General features: G+C 57.1%; 22 protein-coding genes. 10 read left to right on the top strand and 12 right to left on the bottom strand.

All coding sequences use genetic code 11. The features are described from left to right. Positions 1–6 precede the first annotated feature (6 nt). The 5 genes from rsmG to hemJ form a co-directional block, all read right to left on the bottom strand. Complete coding sequence (rsmG, locus tag ACFWW4_RS02805) at positions 7–618, bottom strand: 16S rRNA (guanine(527)-N(7))-methyltransferase RsmG (RefSeq protein ID WP_411889702.1); 612 nt, start codon at positions 616–618, stop codon at positions 7–9. A 9-nt stretch (positions 619–627) separates the two neighbouring features. Then, the gene (mnmG, locus tag ACFWW4_RS02800; protein WP_411889470.1) at positions 628–2,499 is read right to left on the bottom strand and encodes a tRNA uridine-5-carboxymethylaminomethyl(34) synthesis enzyme MnmG; all 1,872 of its coding nucleotides are present in this window, start codon (positions 2,497–2,499) and stop codon (positions 628–630) included. Between the two features lie 12 nt (positions 2,500–2,511). Then, complete coding sequence (mnmE, locus tag ACFWW4_RS02795) at positions 2,512–3,792, bottom strand: tRNA uridine-5-carboxymethylaminomethyl(34) synthesis GTPase MnmE (protein WP_411889469.1); 1,281 nt, start codon at positions 3,790–3,792, stop codon at positions 2,512–2,514. A gap of 30 nt (positions 3,793–3,822) precedes the next feature. Beyond that, on the bottom strand, positions 3,823–5,094 hold the full coding sequence (gene rho, locus ACFWW4_RS02790) for a transcription termination factor Rho (RefSeq protein WP_393933146.1): 1,272 nt from the start codon (positions 5,092–5,094) through the stop codon (positions 3,823–3,825). Between the two features lie 119 nt (positions 5,095–5,213). Then, a complete protein-coding gene (hemJ, locus tag ACFWW4_RS02785) occupies positions 5,214–5,687 on the bottom strand; it encodes a protoporphyrinogen oxidase HemJ (protein WP_411889468.1) in 474 nt (157 codons plus the stop codon). Between the two features lie 404 nt (positions 5,688–6,091). On the opposite strand from hemJ, the gene ACFWW4_RS02780 reads away from it, so the two are divergent. From ACFWW4_RS02780 to dnaQ, 4 genes are read left to right on the top strand one after another with little or no spacing between them, the layout of a single operon-like run. Beyond that, entirely contained in the window at positions 6,092–6,691 is a 600-nt protein-coding gene (locus ACFWW4_RS02780) for a Maf family protein (protein ID WP_411889467.1), read from the top strand. Continuing rightward, entirely contained in the window at positions 6,688–7,515 is an 828-nt protein-coding gene (locus ACFWW4_RS02775) for a shikimate dehydrogenase (protein WP_411889466.1), read from the top strand. The genes ACFWW4_RS02780 and ACFWW4_RS02775 overlap by 4 nt, the downstream gene beginning before the upstream one ends. Next, positions 7,512–8,102: a dephospho-CoA kinase gene (gene coaE, locus ACFWW4_RS02770; RefSeq protein ID WP_411889465.1), complete on the top strand. Its 591-nt coding sequence runs from the start codon at positions 7,512–7,514 to the stop codon at positions 8,100–8,102. The genes ACFWW4_RS02775 and coaE overlap by 4 nt, the downstream gene beginning before the upstream one ends. Further along, a complete protein-coding gene (gene dnaQ / locus ACFWW4_RS02765; protein WP_411889464.1) occupies positions 8,095–8,826 on the top strand; it encodes a DNA polymerase III subunit epsilon in 732 nt (243 codons plus the stop codon). The genes coaE and dnaQ overlap by 8 nt, the downstream gene beginning before the upstream one ends. Here the strand turns inward: dnaQ and secB are convergent. Continuing rightward, the gene (gene secB, locus ACFWW4_RS02760) at positions 8,823–9,317 is read right to left on the bottom strand and encodes a protein-export chaperone SecB (RefSeq protein ID WP_411889463.1); all 495 of its coding nucleotides are present in this window, start codon (positions 9,315–9,317) and stop codon (positions 8,823–8,825) included. The genes dnaQ and secB overlap by 4 nt on opposite strands. A 58-nt stretch (positions 9,318–9,375) precedes the next feature. Next, the gene (locus tag ACFWW4_RS02755) at positions 9,376–9,858 is read right to left on the bottom strand and encodes an FxsA family protein (RefSeq protein ID WP_411889462.1); all 483 of its coding nucleotides are present in this window, start codon (positions 9,856–9,858) and stop codon (positions 9,376–9,378) included. A 110-nt stretch (positions 9,859–9,968) separates the two neighbouring features. Between ACFWW4_RS02755 and ACFWW4_RS02750 the strand changes: the two genes are divergently transcribed. The 3 genes from ACFWW4_RS02750 to ACFWW4_RS02740 are packed head-to-tail and all read left to right on the top strand — an operon-like array spanning position 9,969 to position 12,231. After that, complete coding sequence (locus ACFWW4_RS02750; protein ID WP_393932666.1) at positions 9,969–10,628, top strand: Tim44/TimA family putative adaptor protein; 660 nt, start codon at positions 9,969–9,971, stop codon at positions 10,626–10,628. Further along, positions 10,625–11,650, top strand: coding sequence for a murein transglycosylase A (locus ACFWW4_RS02745; protein ID WP_411889461.1), 1,026 nt, complete (start codon positions 10,625–10,627; stop codon positions 11,648–11,650). The genes ACFWW4_RS02750 and ACFWW4_RS02745 overlap by 4 nt, the downstream gene beginning before the upstream one ends. Next, positions 11,650–12,231 (top strand): Smr/MutS family protein, encoded by a 582-nt coding sequence (locus tag ACFWW4_RS02740; protein ID WP_411889460.1) that lies wholly within the window; start codon positions 11,650–11,652, stop codon positions 12,229–12,231. The genes ACFWW4_RS02745 and ACFWW4_RS02740 overlap by 1 nt, the downstream gene beginning before the upstream one ends. Here ACFWW4_RS02740 and ACFWW4_RS02735 read toward each other — a convergent pair. Continuing rightward, positions 12,214–13,449, bottom strand: a complete 1,236-nt coding sequence (locus ACFWW4_RS02735) for an MFS transporter (RefSeq protein WP_411889459.1) — start codon at positions 13,447–13,449, stop codon at positions 12,214–12,216. The genes ACFWW4_RS02740 and ACFWW4_RS02735 overlap by 18 nt on opposite strands. Positions 13,450–13,501: 52 nt before the next feature. Here ACFWW4_RS02735 and ACFWW4_RS02730 point away from each other — a divergent pair, with 52 nt between their 5' ends. Then, positions 13,502–13,807, top strand: a complete 306-nt coding sequence (locus ACFWW4_RS02730) for a hypothetical protein (protein ID WP_411889458.1) — start codon at positions 13,502–13,504, stop codon at positions 13,805–13,807. On the opposite strand, the gene hslU is transcribed toward ACFWW4_RS02730, so the two are convergent. After that, on the bottom strand, positions 13,772–15,079 hold the full coding sequence (gene hslU / locus ACFWW4_RS02725; RefSeq protein ID WP_411889457.1) for an ATP-dependent protease ATPase subunit HslU: 1,308 nt from the start codon (positions 15,077–15,079) through the stop codon (positions 13,772–13,774). The genes ACFWW4_RS02730 and hslU overlap by 36 nt on opposite strands. 8 nt (positions 15,080–15,087) lie before the next feature. Beyond that, a complete protein-coding gene (locus ACFWW4_RS02720; RefSeq protein WP_411889456.1) occupies positions 15,088–16,146 on the bottom strand; it encodes a hypothetical protein in 1,059 nt (352 codons plus the stop codon). Between the two features lie 163 nt (positions 16,147–16,309). Between ACFWW4_RS02720 and ACFWW4_RS02715 the strand changes: the two genes are divergently transcribed. After that, the gene (locus ACFWW4_RS02715) at positions 16,310–16,675 is read left to right on the top strand and encodes a DM13 domain-containing protein (RefSeq protein WP_411889455.1); all 366 of its coding nucleotides are present in this window, start codon (positions 16,310–16,312) and stop codon (positions 16,673–16,675) included. Here ACFWW4_RS02715 and hslV read toward each other — a convergent pair. Continuing rightward, entirely contained in the window at positions 16,665–17,222 is a 558-nt protein-coding gene (gene hslV, locus ACFWW4_RS02710) for an ATP-dependent protease subunit HslV (RefSeq protein ID WP_411889454.1), read from the bottom strand. The two genes, ACFWW4_RS02715 and hslV, sit on opposite strands and share 11 nt — an antisense overlap. Positions 17,223–17,324: 102 nt before the next feature. Between hslV and ACFWW4_RS02705 the strand changes: the two genes are divergently transcribed. Further along, positions 17,325–18,242, top strand: coding sequence for a hypothetical protein (locus ACFWW4_RS02705; RefSeq protein WP_411889453.1), 918 nt, complete (start codon positions 17,325–17,327; stop codon positions 18,240–18,242). A gap of 50 nt (positions 18,243–18,292) precedes the next feature. Here the strand turns inward: ACFWW4_RS02705 and trxA are convergent, their stop codons facing one another. Then, a complete protein-coding gene (gene trxA / locus ACFWW4_RS02700) occupies positions 18,293–18,613 on the bottom strand; it encodes a thioredoxin (RefSeq protein ID WP_393932686.1) in 321 nt (106 codons plus the stop codon). Positions 18,614–18,666 lie beyond the last annotated feature (53 nt).

Genomic DNA, 18,666 nt, shown 5'->3' with positions numbered 1-18,666 from the left:
GTGCTCTTATCCAACGCGACGGATCCCTTTGATGACGAGGAGTCGGCCGTTAGGATCAGTCAAACTTTGATGGTCTTCAAGGTCAAAGAACCATGATTGGCGTGCTTCTGCAATTTCTTCGGCATGGCGTTTGCCTTTGTGCAGCAGAGCCTGGCCGGTCGGCGACAGATGTGTTTCCAGATATGGCATGATCGCAGATAACGAGGTTAATGCGCGTGCGGACACAATATCGGCTAGTTGAGGGGATGCGTCTTCGATCCTGGTGGCAATCACGGATGCATTCAGATCAAGTTCACGGATGACTGTACGCAGAAATGTGCACTTTCTTTGGTCACTTTCCAGCAATACGAATGTCGCCTGCGGGTTTTTCGCTTTTGCAAGAATGGCCACGACGAGGCCGGGGAAGCCGCCGCCACTGCCGATATCGACCCATTTTTTGAAGTTTTTCGCAGCAAGTGGGTAAATCTGCGCCGAATCGGTGATGTGCCGTTCCCAGATGTCGCTCATTGTTGTCGGCGAGATCAGATTGATCTTCATCGTCCATTTCTGAACGAGGTCTGACAACTGCTGCAGTTGTTCATATGTTTCACGTGAAACATCCTGCCCGGCAATGGTCATACCCACTGGTCAGGTCCCTGTCATCTTGCTGTCTTGCCGTTTAAGAGCACCAATGATCAGCACCATCGCCGCAGGTGTCATGCCATCGATCCGGTTCGCCTGGGCGACTGTCGCTGGCCGCGCCATCTTGAGTTTGCTGGCAAGTTCATTTGACAGCCCATTGACCGCTGTATAGTCGAAATCATCCGGAATCGCTTTTTGTTCGTCCCGCGCCATCGCAGCGATATCGCGTTCCTGGCGCGCGACGTAGTGGACATACAGCGCATCCCTTTTGATCTGGTCCCTGATATCCGGTGCGATCTGTGCGGTTTCCGGAGCAAGTTCAACCAGATGAGCGAAATCGAAATCCGCCAGGGAAAGCGCATCCAGTGCCGTTCTCCGTGGTCCATCGGCATTCAGATTAACGCCTTTGGACGATATATCGCGTGAAGTCAGGGTGATTTGAGCGAGTTGAGTCTTGGCTTTCGCCATATCCTCCATCTTGGATGAGAACGCAGACCACCGGTTATCACTCACAATCCCGACTTGCCGCCCTGTTCCCGTTAGCCGCTGATCTGCATTATCAGCCCGCAGCGAAAGCCGGAATTCGGCCCGCGATGTGAACATGCGATAGGGTTCGGACACCCCCCGCGTGATCAGATCATCAATCATCACACCGATGTAAGAGTCCCGCCGGCTGAAATGTACGGGTTCATTGCCTTTTGCCTGTGCGGCCGCGTTCAGACCAGCGACGAGACCCTGCGCTGCCGCCTCTTCATAGCCTGTTGTCCCGTTGATCTGTCCTGCGAGGTAAAGGCCCGGCACATCGCGCAGCTCCAGCGTCTGACGCAGTGCGCGGGGGTCGACATAGTCGTATTCTATGGCATAGCCGGGCTGTAAAATGCTGGCGTTTTCAAGGCCATAGATCGAATGCACGTAGTCATGCTGCACATCCTCAGGCAGGGATGTTGAGATCCCGTTGGGGTATACCGTGTGGTCGTTCACGCCCTCAGGTTCCAGGAAAATCTGGTGCGATGTCTTGTCAGCGAAGCGCACGATCTTGTCTTCGATGGAGGGGCAGTACCGCGGCCCGATCCCCTCGATATGCCCGCCATACATAGCCGACCTATCCAGATTGGCGCGGATGATATCATGTGTTCGGGCATTGGTGTGCGTGATCCCGCAATCCACCTGCGGCGCAGAAACTCCCTTGGATAGAAAGGAAAACAGGCTTGGATCAGCATCCGTTGGCTGCGCTTCAAGCTTGTCCCACGCGATAGTTCGTCCGTCCAATCGTGGCGGCGTACCGGTTTTCAGCCGCCCAAGCGGAAGTGCAAAACTGTCCAAACGCTCTGCCATGCGAACAGAAGGTTTATCGCCCATTCGTCCGCCAGGTCGCGATACATCCCCGATATGAATGACGCCGCGCAGGAACGTCCCTGTCGTCAATACAACATTGCGGGCATGGACAGCGGTATCATCGGCCAGCATGACGCCGGCGACCCTGTCGCCTTTCATAATCAGATCGACGGCTTCACCCTCGATGATGGTCAGGTTTTGCAGATTGGTCAGCTCTGCTTGCATGGCTGTTTTGTAGATCGCCCGATCCGCCTGGGCGCGCGGCCCTTGGACGGCTGGGCCCTTTTTTCGGTTCAACAGGCGAAATTGAATACCGGCCCGATCCGCCACGCGGCCCATGACCCCATCAAACGCATCAATTTCGCGCACTAGATGTCCTTTTCCCAGGCCACCTATCGCAGGATTACAAGACATCACACCAATAGAGTCGCGCGTTAGGGTAATCAGCGCCGTACGCGCACCGTAGCGCGCAGACACATGCGCCGCTTCTGCACCCGCGTGGCCACCACCAATGACAATGACGTCAAAGTCGGAATGTTTCACGTGAAACACCTTTCATTTCCCGATGCAAAAACTGCGAAATATCTCATCAAGCACATCTTCTACATCAACCCGTCCAACAAGGCTATCCACTGCCCGAATGGCTGACCAAAGCTGTTCTGCTATCAATTCCACCATGTCGTGACCGTCGGCGATCATATCCTGCGCCTTGGTCAGATCGTCCACAGCCCTTATCAGCGCTAGCCTGTGTCGCTCCCGCATTGCGGTTCCTATGGAGGATACATGTTCTTTCAATCTCGCAGCGATTTCTGCGATAAGATCGTCAACACCTTGGCCGGTTTTCCCAGAGACCGCGTTTGGTTGATTGTTCAGCAAATCCGCCTTGCTATAGATATAAATATCTGAAGGGCCTACATCTGGTATATCGAATGCATCTGCCGACATCATACGGACACGTATATCCGCCTGCTTGGCCCGCTCCCTAGCTCGTTCCACACCAATCCCTTCGACGACATCATCAGTATCCCGCAGCCCTGCGGTATCCAGCAGCGTCACCGGGATCCCATCGATATCCATCCGAACCTCGATCACATCGCGTGTCGTTCCTGCAACCTCCGACGTGATTGCCACATCTCGCCCTGCCAGTCGGTTGAGCAATGTGGACTTACCCACATTTGGTTCGCCGATGATCGCCACTTCGAACCCTTCACGAACCCGCTCTGCCGCCCGCACCCCGGCTGATTCCCGGTTCATCTGATCCAGTACCCCAGCGATGAGCGCCCTAACCTCTGGCATAACATCAACCGGGACATCCTCATCCGCGAAATCAATCGTCGCCTCCAAGAGCGCGACCGACCTGATCAGGTCAGTTCGCCATACTTCGACCATCTCTCCCAAGGCACCGGAAAAGACACGTACCGCCTGTTTGCGCTGCTGTTCGGTTTCGGCGTCGATCAGATCGGCAAGGCCTTCGACCTGCGCCAAATCCAGCCTGCCGTTTTCCAATGCGCGCCGGGTGAATTCACCTGCCTCGGCCGGCCGCAATCGCCGGTCCGTACCCAGCCGTCTGAGCACTGCCGCAACCACAGCCGGACTGCCATGCAGATGCAGTTCGACGACGGTTTCTCCGGTGAAGCTTTTGCCCTGCGGAAAATGCAGCACAAGTGCTTCGTCCAGAAGCGCCCCATCCGCATCGTGGAGCTTTCTCACACCTCGGTTGCTGGGCAGCGATTCCATCATTTGCCTCGCGGCATCTGCCGCGTCAGGACCGGAAATACGGATCACCGCAACCCCGGCCCGCCCATGGGCTGTTGCCAGCGCAAATATCGTCTGCATTACATCAACCCATTGTTTATAAACAATAAGTTACGTGTTCATCGAATCGAAGAAGTCCGAATTTGTCTTGGTCTGTTTCAGTTTTCCGATGAGGAATTCGATGGCATCCGTTGTTCCCATAGGGTTCAGGATGCGCCGCAACACATAGGTTTTCGCCAGATCGCCCTTGTCGACCAGCAGCTCTTCTTTCCGCGTGCCGGACTTGAGGATATCCATCGCCGGGAAGACCCGTTTGTCGGCGACCTTCCGGTCCAGCACGATCTCGCTGTTGCCGGTGCCTTTGAATTCTTCAAAGATCACTTCGTCCATCCGCGACCCGGTATCGATCAGCGCTGTCGCGATGATCGTCAGCGATCCGCCCTCTTCAATGTTCCGTGCCGCGCCGAAAAACCGTTTGGGTCGCTGCAGCGCGTTGGCATCAACACCACCGGTCAGCACCTTACCCGATGACGGCACGGTGGTGTTGAACGCCCGCCCCAGTCGCGTGATCGAATCCAGCAGGATCACCACATCGCGTTTGTGTTCCACAAGCCGCTTGGCCTTTTCGATGACCATCTCTGACACTGCCACGTGCCGTGTTGCCGGTTCGTCAAAGGTGGACGAAACAACCTCACCCTTCACAGATCGCTGCATGTCGGTGACCTCTTCAGGCCGTTCGTCAATCAGCAACACGATCAGGTAACATTCCGGGTGGTTCTTTTCGATCGAGTTGGCGATGTTCTGGAGCAGGACGGTCTTACCCGTCCGCGGCGGCGCCACGATCAGTGATCGCTGTCCTTTGCCGATTGGTGCCACCAGATCAATGATCCGTGCTGACCTGTCCTTGATGGTCGGATCCTCGACTTCCATGTTCAGCCGCTCATCGGGGTAAAGCGGCGTCAGGTTGTCAAAGGCAACCTTGTGTTTGGCTTTTTCAGGTTCTTCGAAATTGATCCGCTCGACCGATGTCAGTGCGAAATACCGTTCGCTGTCATTGGGTTCCTTCATCACCCCTTCGACCGTATCCCCTGTCCGCAGCGAGTGGATCCGGATCATCTCGGGCGAGACATAGATGTCATCAGGGCCCGGCAGATAGTTGGCCTCTGGCGACCGCAGGAAACCGAAACCATCCTGCAAAACCTCGAGCACCCCATCGCCACCGATGATCCATTCTTCATCCGCCCGTTCCTTGAGGATGGCGAACATCATGTCGCCTTTGCGCATGGTGGATGCGTTTTCGATCTCCAGCTCTTCGGCCAGGGACAACAGATCCTTTGGGCTTTGCGCCTTCAGATCAGCGAGGTTCAGACGGTGTTGGGACATGGTGAAATCCATCGCCGACGGGTTGGTCGACGCTTTCTCGAACAGGAATGGAAAATCGCTATCCCGGACGGGTAGCGACAGCACACATAGGCAAGAGCGTGGCGTGAGTCAACGTGTCGCTAGAACGGACGTACCACCACGGCCACAACGATCAGAAACATCAGCACTGTCGGCACTTCATTGAACAGCCTGAAGCTGCTTCCTGACCGCGTATTCCGACCTGCCGCAAAATCCTTGCGCCGTGCTGCCATCCACACATGCGCCGCTGTCATCAGGATTACCGACATAATTTTCACCCATGACCAGATTGCCCACCAGTCGAATTTCCCAGCTCCTGCATAACCCGCTTCACCTAATCCGATCATTGTTAGTCCCGCCACCCAAGCCACGATCATGGCCGGGTTCATGATCACCCGCAGCAGCTTTTCTTCCATGACCTGGAATGTCTGGTCGAGCTCTGATCCAACCGCAGCCCGTTCCGCATGATAGACAAACAATCTGGGCAGATAGAACAGCCCCGCCATCCATGCGATCACCGCCATGATATGAACCGCCTTGATCCATGGGTAGATGCCTATCAGCAGGTCCGTCATTTTATTCGCCTTCTTTGATCTTCTCTTCCTAATAAATATTAAGAGAAAAGAAAGATGATGATGTTTCTTGTCAGCGCCATTTCTGTGGTTTTCTTTTTCATCCGCAGAGTTATCCCATGGTCTGACACGATAAGAGACTTATGAGTCCAGTCAGACCTCTCACGTAAAACTATTACAAATCAGCATATTAGTATCACCTGACCCCCACCATTGTTTTTGATACGACGCCTTGACCGCGGCAAGCACCCTGATTCTTCCACAAGGCCGACTTATGCTTTCCCACCGTGGATAAACCAGCCTGAATTTCATGGAGCTGCCGGGTTCCCCACAGGTCCGGGCTGCGGCATAAGTATCGACGAAGTGACACCCAGACTGACACCGGATTTTTCCCAAAGGTTATCCACATGACCGACCAGATCATTCTTGCCTCCGGGTCTGATATCCGGGCCACATTGTTGCGCAACGCCGGTGTTGAATTTGCCGTTCAGGTCGCCCGCATCGATGAAGATGCCGTGCGCCAGTCGCTATTGGCGGAAGATGCCTCGCCCCGCGATATTGCCGATGCTTTGGCAGAAATGAAAGCGCAACGCGTAGCGGCGAGAAATCCGGATGCGCTGGTGATCGGGTGCGATCAGGTATTGGCACAGGGTCGGACATTGCCTTCCAAGCCCACATCCAAGGAGGAGGCCCTGGCGCAGTTGCATGCGATGCGAGGGCAATCGCATCAATTACTCTCGGCCGCCGTGATCTATGATGGTGACGGACCTGTTTGGCGCCATGTCGGGATTGTCCGTCTTCATATGCGGGACGCGTCCGATGACTATCTAGAGGACTATGTTGATCGGAATTGGGACAGCATTCGGCATTCGGTTGGTGCTTATAAGCTTGAAGAAGAAGGAGTGCGACTTTTTACACGCATAGAGGGAGATTATTTCAATGTGCTTGGCTTGCCGCTGCTTGAACTCTTGTCTTATCTGACCGTGCGCGGAACACTGCTAGCATGACCCAGATTCCGCATGCCGGTGTTATCGGAAACCCGATCAGCCATTCCCTGTCTCCGAAGCTTCACGGTCATTGGCTTGAGCGCTATGACCTTGCTGGTGATTACACCGCCTTGCAGGTGGCTGAGGACGCGTTGGAACAAACACTTCGGTCATTGCCCGCACAGGGTTTCGTTGGGGTGAATGTGACCTTGCCACACAAGGTTGAGGTGTTGAAATATGCTGATCAGGTATCTGATCGTGCAACCCTTATCGGTGCTGCAAATACCCTGACTTTCCGAGAGGATGGTCGTATTTTCGCAGATAATACAGATGGTTATGGTTTTATGGCCAATCTGCGACAGGGTGCGCCCGATTGGGATCCAGAGGCAGGACCGGCGACAATTTTTGGCGCTGGTGGTGCTGCACGCGCGATTATTGTGGCACTGGCGGATGCCGGTGTGCCTGAGATTATCCTTTCCAATCGGACCCGTCCCAAGGCAGAGGCGCTGCGCGCCGATTTTGGCCCACGCATCCGCGTTGTTGATTGGGTGCAGGCGGGATCCATGCTGGAGGATGCAACCACTGTTATCAACACGACATCATTGGGGATGAAGGGCGCGCAACCGTTCAAGGTGCCGCTTGATGCGCTACGCCCTGATGCGGTGGTGACTGACATTGTTTACAATCCACTGCGGACCCCGTTTCTGGATGCGGCTGCCCGGATGGGTTGTGTAACAGTTGATGGTCTGGGGATGCTGCTGCATCAGGGTGTGCCTGGTTTTGAGCGCTGGTTTGGTCACCGTCCTGAGGTTGATGATGAAACCCGTCGGGCCGTTCTGGCATGAGCCATTTTCTGGGGCTGACCGGGTCCATTGGCATGGGCAAATCGACAACGGCACAGATGTTCCGCGATGAGGGCGTTCCGGTTTGGGATGCGGATGCGGTTGTTCATGCGCTTTATGCAAAAGGCGGTGCGGCTGTTCCAGCGATTGCGTCCACATTTCCGGACGCTGTTGTTGATGAGGCGGTGTCGCGGGAGGTTCTGAAGACGATAATTGCCGCCGACCCGACTGCATTGAAGAACATTGAGCGCATTGTGCATCCGCTTGTTGCCGCTCATCGGCAAAGCTTCATTGATGATCACGATGACCCGCTTGTTTTGTTTGATATTCCGTTGTTGTTCGAGACCGGTGCAGAGGCATGGCTGGATTCTGTGCTGGTTGTGTCTGTTCCCGCCGATGTTCAACGCGAACGCGTTTTGGCCCGTCCTGGCATGACAGCGGCGCAACTCGACACTATTCTGTCCCGCCAGATGCCGGATGCCGAGAAACGCGCCCGCGCTGATTATGTCATCGAAACGCTGGCGCTGGACGACACCCGCGATGCCGTGCGAAAACTGATTGCGACGATCAAAGAGGCCGAAAATGCGTGAGATTGTTCTGGATACAGAGACGACCGGTTTTGAGCCCGCCGAGGGCGATCGCATTGTCGAGATTGGTGCGGTTGAGTTGATGGGCCATGTGCCCACCGGACGTACCTATCATCAATATATCAATCCGCAGCGGTTGATGCCGGCCGAGGCATTTGGCGTTCACGGGATTGGCCCTGATCTGCTGGAACCGCCACAAGAGCCGAAACCGGGGCAGGAAACATTGCGCGACAAGCCGCTTTTCACGGATATCGCGCAGGATTTTGTGGATTTCGTCGGTGATGCAAAGCTAGTTATTCACAATGCTGCCTTTGATATGAAATTCCTGAATGCAGAGCTTGGCTGGCTGAACCGACCGCTTTTGCCGATGGATCAAGCGGTGGATACGCTGGCCATTGCCCGGCGGAAATTTCCGGGCTCTCCTGCTTCGCTGGATGCGCTGTGCCGCCGGTTCGGGATCGACAATTCGTCGCGCACCCTGCATGGCGCGTTGCTGGATAGCGAGATTCTGGCAGAGGTGTATCTGGAACTGATCGGTGGTCGCCAGCCGGACTTTGCCCTGGCGGCAGATACCCGGACTGTGACGGCAGGCGGAGTTTCGGATGACTGGCGGCCCATGCCGCGCCCGCAGCCGCTGCCTCCAAAACTGACCGAGGAAGAAGCCGCCGCCCATGCTGCTTTTGTCGAGAAGCTGGGCGACGACGCTGTCTGGAAAAAACTGGCTTAGTTCGCCGCTGCTTTTTCTGCTTCTGCCCGGCGCGCCAGTTCGGACCGGTAAAGCGCTAGAAAATCAATGGTTTCGAGGTTCAGTGGCGGGAAGCCACCGTCGCGGGTGACGTCACTGACGATCCGCCGCAGGAAGGGAAAGGTGATCCGCGGGCATTCGATCAGCAGGTAGGGGTGCATCTGTTCTTCTGGCACGCCTTCGACGTGGAACACGCCGGCATATTCGATTTCGAGGATAAAGAGCGGTTCGCCCTTTTCCTTGGTTTTGCTGTTGATGTTCAGCTTTGTGATGATTTCGTACTGGTTGTCTGCAGACCGTTTACGTGCATCCAGGTTTACCTGCACCTGAATTTCCGGCTGTGCGTCACCCTGAACACCCTTCTGGGCCAGGATGTTTTCGAAGGACATATCGCGGATATATTGGGCGAGTACCCGGCTGGTGACCTGAGGGGCCTGTGCAGGCGCTGCGCCATTTTCGGGGGTGTCGGACATTGGAAACTGCTCCAGTTAAATTAGGTTGGCGCGTTCCTAACAGCCTATTTCCTAAGGCTCAATGCTGTGTCCAGCCCGATGGCCCGTGTGTCGGCTTTTTATTTGGTGTCACATCTTCGAACTCCGCATCTATGACACGGTCATCGGGGTGACTGCCGGGCGGGGGTGGTTGTTCACCCATGGTGAAGCTTTTCACCTTGATCCGGCTGCGCACCCAAAGATATGCGGCCTTACGCACACCGGGGACCAGAAGTGATAGCCCGACGATATCGGTGAAAAAGCCGGGCGTCAGCAGAAGTGCCCCGGCGAATAGGATCATTGCCCCGTTGGCGAGCGGTTCTGTTGGGTCCTGGAGTTCTGAGAAGGATCGCTGCAGGTTCGCGATTTCACGCAGTCCCTGGCTGCGGACCAGATAGGACCCGGCGATGGCGGTTGCCAGCACGATCAGTAACGTCCACCAGATTCCGATCACGCCGCCAACCTGAATAAACAGGGCGATTTCAATCATTGGAACGGCAATAAAGGCGATAAGCAGCCACATCTGGTAGGCCTTTCATAACATGTTCGGGGGCAAGGTGGACTCGGCCCTACCCCTGACCTACATAAGGAATGACTGGGCAATTACTATGCCTTCCCCTGAACGAGGTCACGATGAACTCTCCGATTATCCAGCTTTTGGTGCTTGCGGGCATTGCTGTTTTTCTGATCCTGCGCTTGCGCGGTGTTTTGGGGACTCGCGAGGGGTATGAAAAGCCTGCTGTAACACGGGCCGAGCCTGACCGGAGGCGCAAGCCTGAGTTCGATGTGATCGAGGGCGGTCCTGATCTGGATATTACCGACCACGTCGCCGAAGATTCCGATGCAGCCAAAGCGCTGGCGGCGATGAAGCGCGTTGACCCGAGTTTCAATGTTGGGGAGTTTCTGGGTGGCGCACGCGGTGCCTATGAAATGATCCTGATGGCCTTTGAAAAAGGCGAGCTGGATGGGATTGTGCCTTATATTTCAGAGGATGTGTACGAAGCTTTTGCCACGGTGGTTGACGAACGCCAGCGCCAAGGGCTGACTATCGAGGCGAATTTTATCGGTATCAGCGATATGGCGCTGGTTGAGGCCGAGATGGATGAAACCACGAAGGAGGCCGAGGTTTCGGTGCGTTTCAAAAGCGAGATGACATCGATTGTGCGCGACAAAGGCGGCGATGTCATTGAAGGCAGCGATACCGAGATCAAGCGCCAGAAAGATGTCTGGACCTTTGCCCGCAAGATGGATTCTGGTGATCCCAACTGGCGTCTCGTTGCCACAGGCGAATGATCCGCAGTTGGCTGGTCTGCTTTTTTCTGACACTGACGGGCAGCGCGATGGCCGAACCGACCTATAGCCAGCTTTCGTTTGATGACCTGAATGGATGGGCGGCTGATGATCATCAGGCCGCCCTTGATGTTTTCCTGAATACTTGTGGCGACATGCGTGACCCGCAATGGGAGGTCTTGTGCGATTTCGCCCGGACCGGCCCAGAACCGCGGGGGTTTTTCGAGAAGTTTTTTCGCCCGGTGCTGATCGAGGATGGTGAGCCGATGCTGTTCACCGGATTTTTTGAACCTGAACTGCCGGGATCGCGCGTGCGCGGCGATGCCTATCAACATCCGATTTATGCCGTGCCCGAAGATCTGGTCCCCGGAAAGCCGTATTTCACCCGGCGTGAGATTGAAGAGGATCGGCCGCTGGCGAGCAAGGGCCTGGAGCTGGCGTGGCTGACGGACCCGGTAGATCTGTTTTTTCTACAGGTGCAGGGGTCAGGCCGTATCAGTCTGCCGGATGGAACGATGATGCGTGTGGGGTATGGCGGCAAGAACGGCCGTAACTATTCGTCGGTGGGGATGGCGTTGGTGGATCGTGGTGAGTTTGAGCCGCATCAAGTGTCTGCCGCCGTGATCCGCAACTGGGTGCGCAAGAACCGGGCGGAGGGTCGTGCGTTGCTGTGGGAAAACGAGAGTTATGTGTTTTTCCGAGAGGTGAGCGAGGTTCCGGCGGAGCTGGGGCCCCTTGGTGCGATGAACCGGTCGATTACACCGCACAGGTCCATTGCGGTTGATCCGGCATTTGTGACCCTCGGTTCCCCCGTCTGGATCGAAAAGGAAGGGGCCGAGCCGATCAACAGGCTGATGGTGGCACAGGATACCGGATCGGCGATCAAAGGTGCGCAGCGTGCTGATATCTTTTTCGGGACGGGTGATGATGCAGGGCGCGCAGCGGGCCGCATCAAGGATGGTGGCCGTATGGTTGTGTTGATGCCCGCGACCATGGCCCATCGTCTGGTTGTGGCGCAACGCTGATGCGCCGCCCACGCCATCTGTCGGCCGAGGAACGAGCCCTTTGGGATCGTGTTGCGGAGCGCACCACGCCGATTGATCCCAAGCGGCCTGCGGTCGCGCCGAACCGACCGGCACCCGCCAAACCGGTTGCCAAGCATGAGCCTTTGCCACGGTTCAGTGTTGGACAGTCGGCGAATGGGCATCGCCCGCATGATGTGTTGCCGGGGATTTCCGACCGTCTGTCTGCCGCGCCGGTCAATATGGACCATAAGTCATTCGGCAAGATGAAACGCGGCAAGCTCAAGCCTGAGGCGCGGATTGATTTGCATGGGATGACCGTGGCGGAGGCGCATCCGGAACTGGTCGCGTTTATCCTTGGGTCGCAATCGCTGGGCCGTCGTCTGGTTCTTGTGATTACCGGCAAAGGCAAGGACCGCAATGATGGTGGCCCGATCCCGACCCGGCATGGCGTGTTGCGTCATCAGGTGCCGCAATGGCTGGCGCTGCCGCCGTTGTCGCAAGCGATCTTGCAGGTCACGCCCGCCCATCTGAAGCATGGCGGTCATGGTGCGTATTACGTCTATCTACGCCGTCGCCGGTAGTTGCCGCGTGGCATTGCGCAGGGGGATGACGCAGACCAGCGATGCGAAAGCGAAGGACAGGGCATAGCCCAGCAATTGCTGTTCGAACCCGATCCCCGCGTCGATCAGCCAGCCGGACAGCCCCGGCCCGATCGCCGACCCCAGAACCATGCAGGCGGTGACTGCTGATTTGATCGAACCGAGATTTTGGGTTCCATAGTAGCTGGCCCAGATCGCGGCAGGCAGTGTCGCGGCGCCACCACCGGCCATGCCCATGAACATGACACCCGCTGCGGACCATGCAACGGTGGGTGCGTACCAATGTAAGATAAACGCAATGCACAGGGGCAGCAGGTAGAAGGGGAACAGGCGCCCCGGCCCGAACCGGTCCACCCCCCATCCGTAGACGAATGTGAATGTCATGAAGGAAAACGTGCCGAGGGGGAATACGGCGACGAGGCTGAGATGATCCCATCCTTTGATTTCGGCAAAATGGACCTGATGGAACCAGAAGGCGGTGCCGAAGGCCGGGAAAAGCGAGATGGCAGGCACCAGCGCCCAAAAAAGCGGATGCCGTAGTGCCTCGACCCGGGTCCAGTGCCGGTTGTTCATGCCCTTGGCCTCGTTTTCGGTTGAGACGGATTGCGGGGTGCGTTCAAGGCGGAGCAGGCGGTAAAGGATCGGGGTCATCAGAATGGCGAAGATGGCGCTGCCGATCCAGAGTGTTTGCCAGGCGAACCAGGTTTTCAGCCAGACGAAGAAAAGCGGCATTGTCGCCTCTGCCAGCATGAAACCGAGTGATGCCGTTGCAAGCGCCCGCCCGCGTGTGGCGATGAACCATCGGCTTATCGCGACGATGGCGACGTGGTGGGTCATGCCCTGGCCGAGGAATCGCAGGGCGAAGATGACGATTGGAAGGGCGGCGGCGTAAGGATTGAAGGCCATGGCGAGGCAGGCCATGGCGAGGAGAAGGATGACCCCGATGCCGATGATCCGCACGCGAAACCGGTCGACCAGACCACCGGCTGCCAGCATTGCCGCGGCTGACGCCGCGGTCCCGATCATGTAGATCAGCCCCCAATCGCCGTTGGACAACCCGAATTCTGCGCGGATGTCACCGCCGAAGATGGCGATGAAGAAAGTCTGGCCAAAGCTGGAGAGGAACATCAGCAGGAAGCCCACCCCGAGGAAGGGTGCGTTTTGCCTTATGAATTGGAAATAGGAGGTCAGACCCTGCATTCGCCCTTGATGATCTGCGGCGGACGGATGTGAAAGTGCAAAGTTACCGGTCTTGCCAGCGGCGGTAGCGTTGGACCAGCTCAGCCTCGCAAAGTTTGAAGCCGACATAACAGAGCAGGGCCGCGACGGCGCAGGCGATGATTTCGGCGAGTTGGATCAACCCACCTTCCATCACCGCGACCCAGCCGAATTGACGCAGGAAACGCAGGTTTGCCATGCTCATTTCGAACAGGTTGAATGTGGCGAACGCGAAACCGATGATCAGCCCGCCCCCTATGAGGAGGACTACGACGACGGGATATCGGTTCAGCTTGAGCGTGGCCTACAGCACGTAGCGGCTGAGGTCGGTGGATCGTGACAGTTCGCCCAGATGTTCCTCGACAAAGGCGGCGTCGATGGTGATTTCGTCGCCGGCCCGGTCGGGGGCGTTGAAGGACAGATCCTCGAACACCCGTTCGATCACGGTGTAGAGCCTGCGCGCGCCGATGTTTTCGACGGCTTCATTCACTTCGGCTGCGATTTTGGCGAGCGCCTTGATCCCGTCTTCGGCGAAGGTGACTGTCACCTCTTCGGTTTTCATCAGGGCAGAGTATTGCAGGGTCAGGGCGTTGTCGGTTTCGGTTAGGATGCGCACAAAATCGTCTTCGGTCAGTGCGCGGAGTTCAACGCGGATGGGGAGACGGCCCTGCAGTTCCGGCAGCAGGTCGGATGGTTTGGCCACATGGAACGCGCCGGAAGCGATGAACAGGATATGGTCGGTTTTGATCGGGCCGTGTTTGGTGGACACGGTCGTGCCTTCGATCAGGGGCAGCAGATCGCGCTGCACGCCTTCGCGGCTGACATCTGCGCCGCGCGCGTCGGCGCGGGCGCAGACCTTGTCGATTTCATCCAGAAAAACGATGCCATTCTGTTCAACCGCTTCGAGCGCGGCTTTGGTCACGGTTTCGTCGTCGAGTAGTTTGTCGGCCTCGTCTGCGATGAGCGCATCATAGCTTTCCGCGACAGTCATGCGCTTCTTGACCGTGCGCCCGCCCATGGCTTTGCCGAAGAGATCGCCAAGGTTCATCATCCCGCCCATACCGCCGGGCTGCCCGGGGATTTCGAAACCGCCCATTGGGTTGGACGTATCGGTCAATTCCAGTTCGATGATGGTGTTGTCGAGTTCGCCGGATTTCAGTTTCTTGCGGAACATTTCGCGCGTGCCTTCGCGGGCATCGGTACCTGCGACGGCGGTGATCACCCGTTCTTCGGCGGCATCATGTGCTTTGGCTTTGACGTCTTCGCGCATGTGTTCCCGGGTGTCGAGTATCGCTGTGTCGACCAGATCGCGCACGATCTGTTCCACGTCACGGCCGACATAGCCGACTTCGGTGAATTTGGTGGCTTCGACCTTGATGAAAGGCGCGCGGGCGAGTTTTGCGAGGCGGCGGCTAATTTCGGTTTTGCCGACGCCGGTGGGGCCGATCATCAGGATGTTTTTTGGATAGACCTCATCCCGCAGGTCGTCGCCGAGTTGCTTGCGCCGCCAGCGGTTGCGCAGGGCCACGGCGACGGCCCGCTTGGCATCTTTCTGGCCGATGATAAATCGGTCGAGTTCGGATACGATTTCACGCGGGGTGAGGTCAGTCATGGTGGTCCTTATGCATGCGAGGGCGGCAGTTTGTCCAAAGGCAGGACGCCGCCGAGAAGGTGTAGGATGGTCGCGCGGATCTGTTCCCAGAGCGCGCCGAGAAGAAGCAGGCCGACCCCGAGGATCAGAACGGTCATGGCGATGCCGCTACCGTCAAAGACGGTGGCGGTGACGGCCACCACATAGCCGATGGCAGTGATCAGGAATGAGCGCCGGTCGATGATAATCGCGACGAGGGCGAAAAACCCGAGTATCCATAGCAGAACCCCAAAGGCGTCCTGTTCCATGGCTGATAAGGCGATGGTGTTGATCAGCGCGGGCGCCGCGACGACATGCAGCCAGAACCCATTGGCGGATCGACGGGTAACCCTGTGCGGATCGCTCATGTCGAAGATCATGGCGACGGCAAAGACAGCAACGCCGAGCGCGAGTGTGATCCAGGCAAAAGGGCCGTCGGCGGATAACAGGAACAGATCGCTTGGGTCGCGGATTTCGCCCCCCTGTGCTGCGGTGAAGACGATTGTTGTCACGAACAGCCCGATGGCGATCATGGCCATGGCGAAAGGTACCCGGAACCGCCACCAGTAGATGACGAGCGATCCGGTGGCGAGCAGGAGGGGTAGCGGCACGCTGGACAGATCACCCTGCCCGAGCATGAAGAGTTGCGCCATGCCAGCGACAAACCCGAAGGCAGCATTCCCCGCGAACATGATGGATAGCGCGATGGCGGGTGCGACCATGCGCCGATGGCGGACAAAGTATTCCGACAGTAACCACAGGACGAGCGCACCAATGCTGGTAACCATCACGGCATAGGTCTGGAGATTGACGATTTCGGTTCCCAGGGACAGGCCGGTCACGCCGTACCAGCCTGTGGCAAGGATGATCAGGCCGATGACGATGAAAATCTCGTTGAAGCCTTTGAAAAGCTCGAACGGTTCGTCGCCGACAGCCAGATTTTCGCGTGCGCCGCGCCTGCTGTCGGCAAAGCTGATCAGGGTGGCGGCCTGTTTTTCGGTCAAAAGCCCGCTGCTTACCGCCGCCCGAAGGTCATCACGTTCGATCATCTGGTTCCTCTGGTTTGGCCAAACCTAGGGTGTGCCTTGCCCAAGTCCAAGGGCCTGTTCCGCCTTTTGCCTGAAATTGCAGTGCTTCACAAATGCGTGCAGCCGATTGTCTGGTGTCCGGCGGCGCGTAGTGTGGCCGCACCCAACCCGGAGGAGGTTCGATATGGACAGACGCGCATTTCTTGTTGCTGCTTTGGCAACCACTGCAACGCCCTTGATCGCTGGTGGCCATGGTCGTCTTGGCACCTTTACCGGTGTGAATAATCATGTCGTGACCGGAACGGCAGAGATTGCCGGGACCGAGGTGAACCTGCTGGACGATTTCACCTTTGACGGTGCCCCCGACCCCAAGGTCGCGCTGGGCAAGGATGGCACATATGATCCCGCCACGATCATGGCCCCGCTTGCCAGTGATGCGGGTGCGTCGAGTTATGCGGTGCCGGAAGGTATCAACAGCGATGACTATAACGAGGTCTGGATCTGGTGCGAGCGGTTCAACGTTGGCCTTGGCGTAGCGCCTATTGGCTGATCGTTTCGACCGTCAGGTTGCCGTTGGTGTAAACGCAGATATCGGCGGCGATGGCCATCGCCTGTCTGGCGATGGTTTCGGCGTCAAGATCGGTTTCCATCATAGCCCGTCCGGCGGCGAGCGCGTAGTTGCCCCCTGATCCGATGGCGGTGACATCATGTTCGGGTTCCAACACATCGCCTGCCCCGGTGATGACGAAGAGTTCCTTGCCATCGCTGACGATCAGCATCGCCTCGAGCTTTTGCAGATATTTGTCGGTGCGCCAGTCCTTGGCCAGTTCAACAGAGGCGCGTGCGAGTTGCCCCGGTGTCGCCTCAAGCTTTTTCTCCAACCGTTCGAGCAAAGTGAACGCGTCAGCGGTGGACCCGGCGAAACCGGCGATCACTTCGGTGCCGCCGGGTGACAGGCGTCGGACCTTGCGCGCCGTTCCCTTGATCACGGTCTGACCGAGGCTGACCTGACCGTCACCGGCGATGACGACCTTCCCGCCTTTGCGCACGCCGATGATGGTTGTGCCGTGCCATCCGGGGAATTCTTCTTTTGCCATCGTCCGCTCCAATCGCTGTTCGGGCATATATGGCGGGTGGGTTGCAGGCAGACAACCCCGTGGCGTCTTGTTCGGGTATTGCTGAACCGCTAGCGTCCGCCCATGAGCGATGCGCAGACAGTCACGTTTTATTTGCACCCCAAGTTGCGCAAGCAGGCGAAGGCCGGGCATCATAATTTCATTGATAAGGTGAGCGCGGTGCTGGCTGAGGCCGGTTTGACAGTGGCTTATGACGGTGACGATGAGGTCGCACGATTGCGTGCGATGTCCCGTCCCGGCCGGGGCATGTTTTTCATGGATGAGCCGGTAAATGCGCGTGATCTGACGTTTCGCAAGACGTATCTTTATCCGTTTTGGCACATTGAAAAGCATGGCAAGCGATGGGATTGGCCAGTTGCGCGCACGTCTTTCGATCCGTCAAAGGTGGATGCCAGGAAGGCGGCCAATTTTCAGCGGTTCTGGCGCAACCGTTTGTTGAACGATGTGTCCAAGGATATTCGGCAGGACGGTTTTGTACTGGTGCCGCTGCAGGGCCGGTTAACGCAGCATCGTTCGTTTCAGTTCTGCAGCCCCATCGACATGATCAAGGCGGTGCTGAAGCACGAGCCGAACAGGCATATTATCCTGACCCTGCATCCGACCGAGGTTTATACGTTGGAAGAGCAGAAGGCGCTGGAACAGTTGCTGGATCAGCATGAACGTCTTTATGCGCTGGAGGGCGGGTCAGAGCGGTATTTGCAGAATTGTGATTACGTGGTGACGCAGAATTCTAGCATCGGGTTTCGCGGGTATTTTTTTGAAAAACCGCTGATCCTGTTTGGTCAAATTGATTTTCATCACATCGCGTTGAATGTGGGTCAGCTGGGCGTGGCAAAGGCATTTGCAGCGGTAGAGGATCATGCCCCGGACTATGCTGCATATCTGCACTGGTTTTTGCAGCACGAAGCGATCAACGCTGGCAGGCCCGAGGCGACGACGCGGATCAAAGAGGTCTTAAGGGGTCATGGGTGGCCAGTTTGAAATGAAAAGGGCGCCCTGTTGTGCGCCCGATTTTCCGACCTTGGCAGATCTTAAGCGGATTCTTCGATCCAGCTTTGCAGTGCTGCTTTTGGTGCCGCGCCGGTTTTGTTGGAGACAACTTCGCCGCCTTTGAACATGAAGAGCGCCGGAATGCCGCGCACGCCCATCTGGGCGGGGGAATTCGGGTTTTCGTCAACGTTCACTTTGACGATTTTGACCTTGCCTTCCATCTCGGCTGACAGCTCTTCCAGGGCTGGGCCGATCTGTTTGCAGGGGCCGCACCATTCTGCCCAGAAGTCGACCACGACTGGTATATCGGACTGGCGCACTTCGGCGTCAAAGGTTGCGTCGGTTACGGCTACGGTTGCCATCAGGTCACTCCTTGGCGAAAAACATTGGACGCTGAAGGTAGGCAGCCAACCGT

Origin of the sequence: Yoonia sp. SDW83-1, from assembly GCF_046762885.1 — a bacterium.
Taxonomy (GTDB): domain Bacteria; phylum Pseudomonadota; class Alphaproteobacteria; order Rhodobacterales; family Rhodobacteraceae; genus Yoonia.
Note: the sequence above shows the minus strand (reverse complement) of the source record. Positions and strands in the feature narration are given on the sequence as shown.

Bases quoted from the DNA above. Each gene is read 5' to 3' on its own strand.
- rsmG (WP_411889702.1), bottom strand. From the start codon at position 618: ATGACCATTGCCGGGCAGGATGTTTCACGTGAAACATATGAACAACTG.
- mnmE (WP_411889469.1), bottom strand. From the start codon at position 3,792: ATGCAGACGATATTTGCGCTGGCAACAGCCCATGGGCGGGCCGGGGTT.
- rho (WP_393933146.1), bottom strand. From the start codon at position 5,094: ATGTCCCAACACCGTCTGAACCTCGCTGATCTGAAGGCGCAAAGCCCA.
- hemJ (WP_411889468.1), bottom strand. From the start codon at position 5,687: ATGACGGACCTGCTGATAGGCATCTACCCATGGATCAAGGCGGTTCAT.
- ACFWW4_RS02780 (WP_411889467.1), top strand. From the start codon at position 6,092: ATGACCGACCAGATCATTCTTGCCTCCGGGTCTGATATCCGGGCCACA.
- ACFWW4_RS02775 (WP_411889466.1), top strand. From the start codon at position 6,688: ATGACCCAGATTCCGCATGCCGGTGTTATCGGAAACCCGATCAGCCAT.
- coaE (WP_411889465.1), top strand. From the start codon at position 7,512: ATGAGCCATTTTCTGGGGCTGACCGGGTCCATTGGCATGGGCAAATCG.
- dnaQ (WP_411889464.1), top strand. From the start codon at position 8,095: ATGCGTGAGATTGTTCTGGATACAGAGACGACCGGTTTTGAGCCCGCC.
- secB (WP_411889463.1), bottom strand. From the start codon at position 9,317: ATGTCCGACACCCCCGAAAATGGCGCAGCGCCTGCACAGGCCCCTCAG.
- ACFWW4_RS02755 (WP_411889462.1), bottom strand. From the start codon at position 9,858: ATGTGGCTGCTTATCGCCTTTATTGCCGTTCCAATGATTGAAATCGCC.
- ACFWW4_RS02750 (WP_393932666.1), top strand. From the start codon at position 9,969: ATGAACTCTCCGATTATCCAGCTTTTGGTGCTTGCGGGCATTGCTGTT.
- ACFWW4_RS02745 (WP_411889461.1), top strand. From the start codon at position 10,625: ATGATCCGCAGTTGGCTGGTCTGCTTTTTTCTGACACTGACGGGCAGC.
- ACFWW4_RS02740 (WP_411889460.1), top strand. From the start codon at position 11,650: ATGCGCCGCCCACGCCATCTGTCGGCCGAGGAACGAGCCCTTTGGGAT.
- ACFWW4_RS02735 (WP_411889459.1), bottom strand. From the start codon at position 13,449: ATGCAGGGTCTGACCTCCTATTTCCAATTCATAAGGCAAAACGCACCC.
- hslU (WP_411889457.1), bottom strand. From the start codon at position 15,079: ATGACTGACCTCACCCCGCGTGAAATCGTATCCGAACTCGACCGATTT.
- ACFWW4_RS02720 (WP_411889456.1), bottom strand. From the start codon at position 16,146: ATGATCGAACGTGATGACCTTCGGGCGGCGGTAAGCAGCGGGCTTTTG.
- ACFWW4_RS02715 (WP_411889455.1), top strand. From the start codon at position 16,310: ATGGACAGACGCGCATTTCTTGTTGCTGCTTTGGCAACCACTGCAACG.
- hslV (WP_411889454.1), bottom strand. From the start codon at position 17,222: ATGGCAAAAGAAGAATTCCCCGGATGGCACGGCACAACCATCATCGGC.
- ACFWW4_RS02705 (WP_411889453.1), top strand. From the start codon at position 17,325: ATGAGCGATGCGCAGACAGTCACGTTTTATTTGCACCCCAAGTTGCGC.
- trxA (WP_393932686.1), bottom strand. From the start codon at position 18,613: ATGGCAACCGTAGCCGTAACCGACGCAACCTTTGACGCCGAAGTGCGC.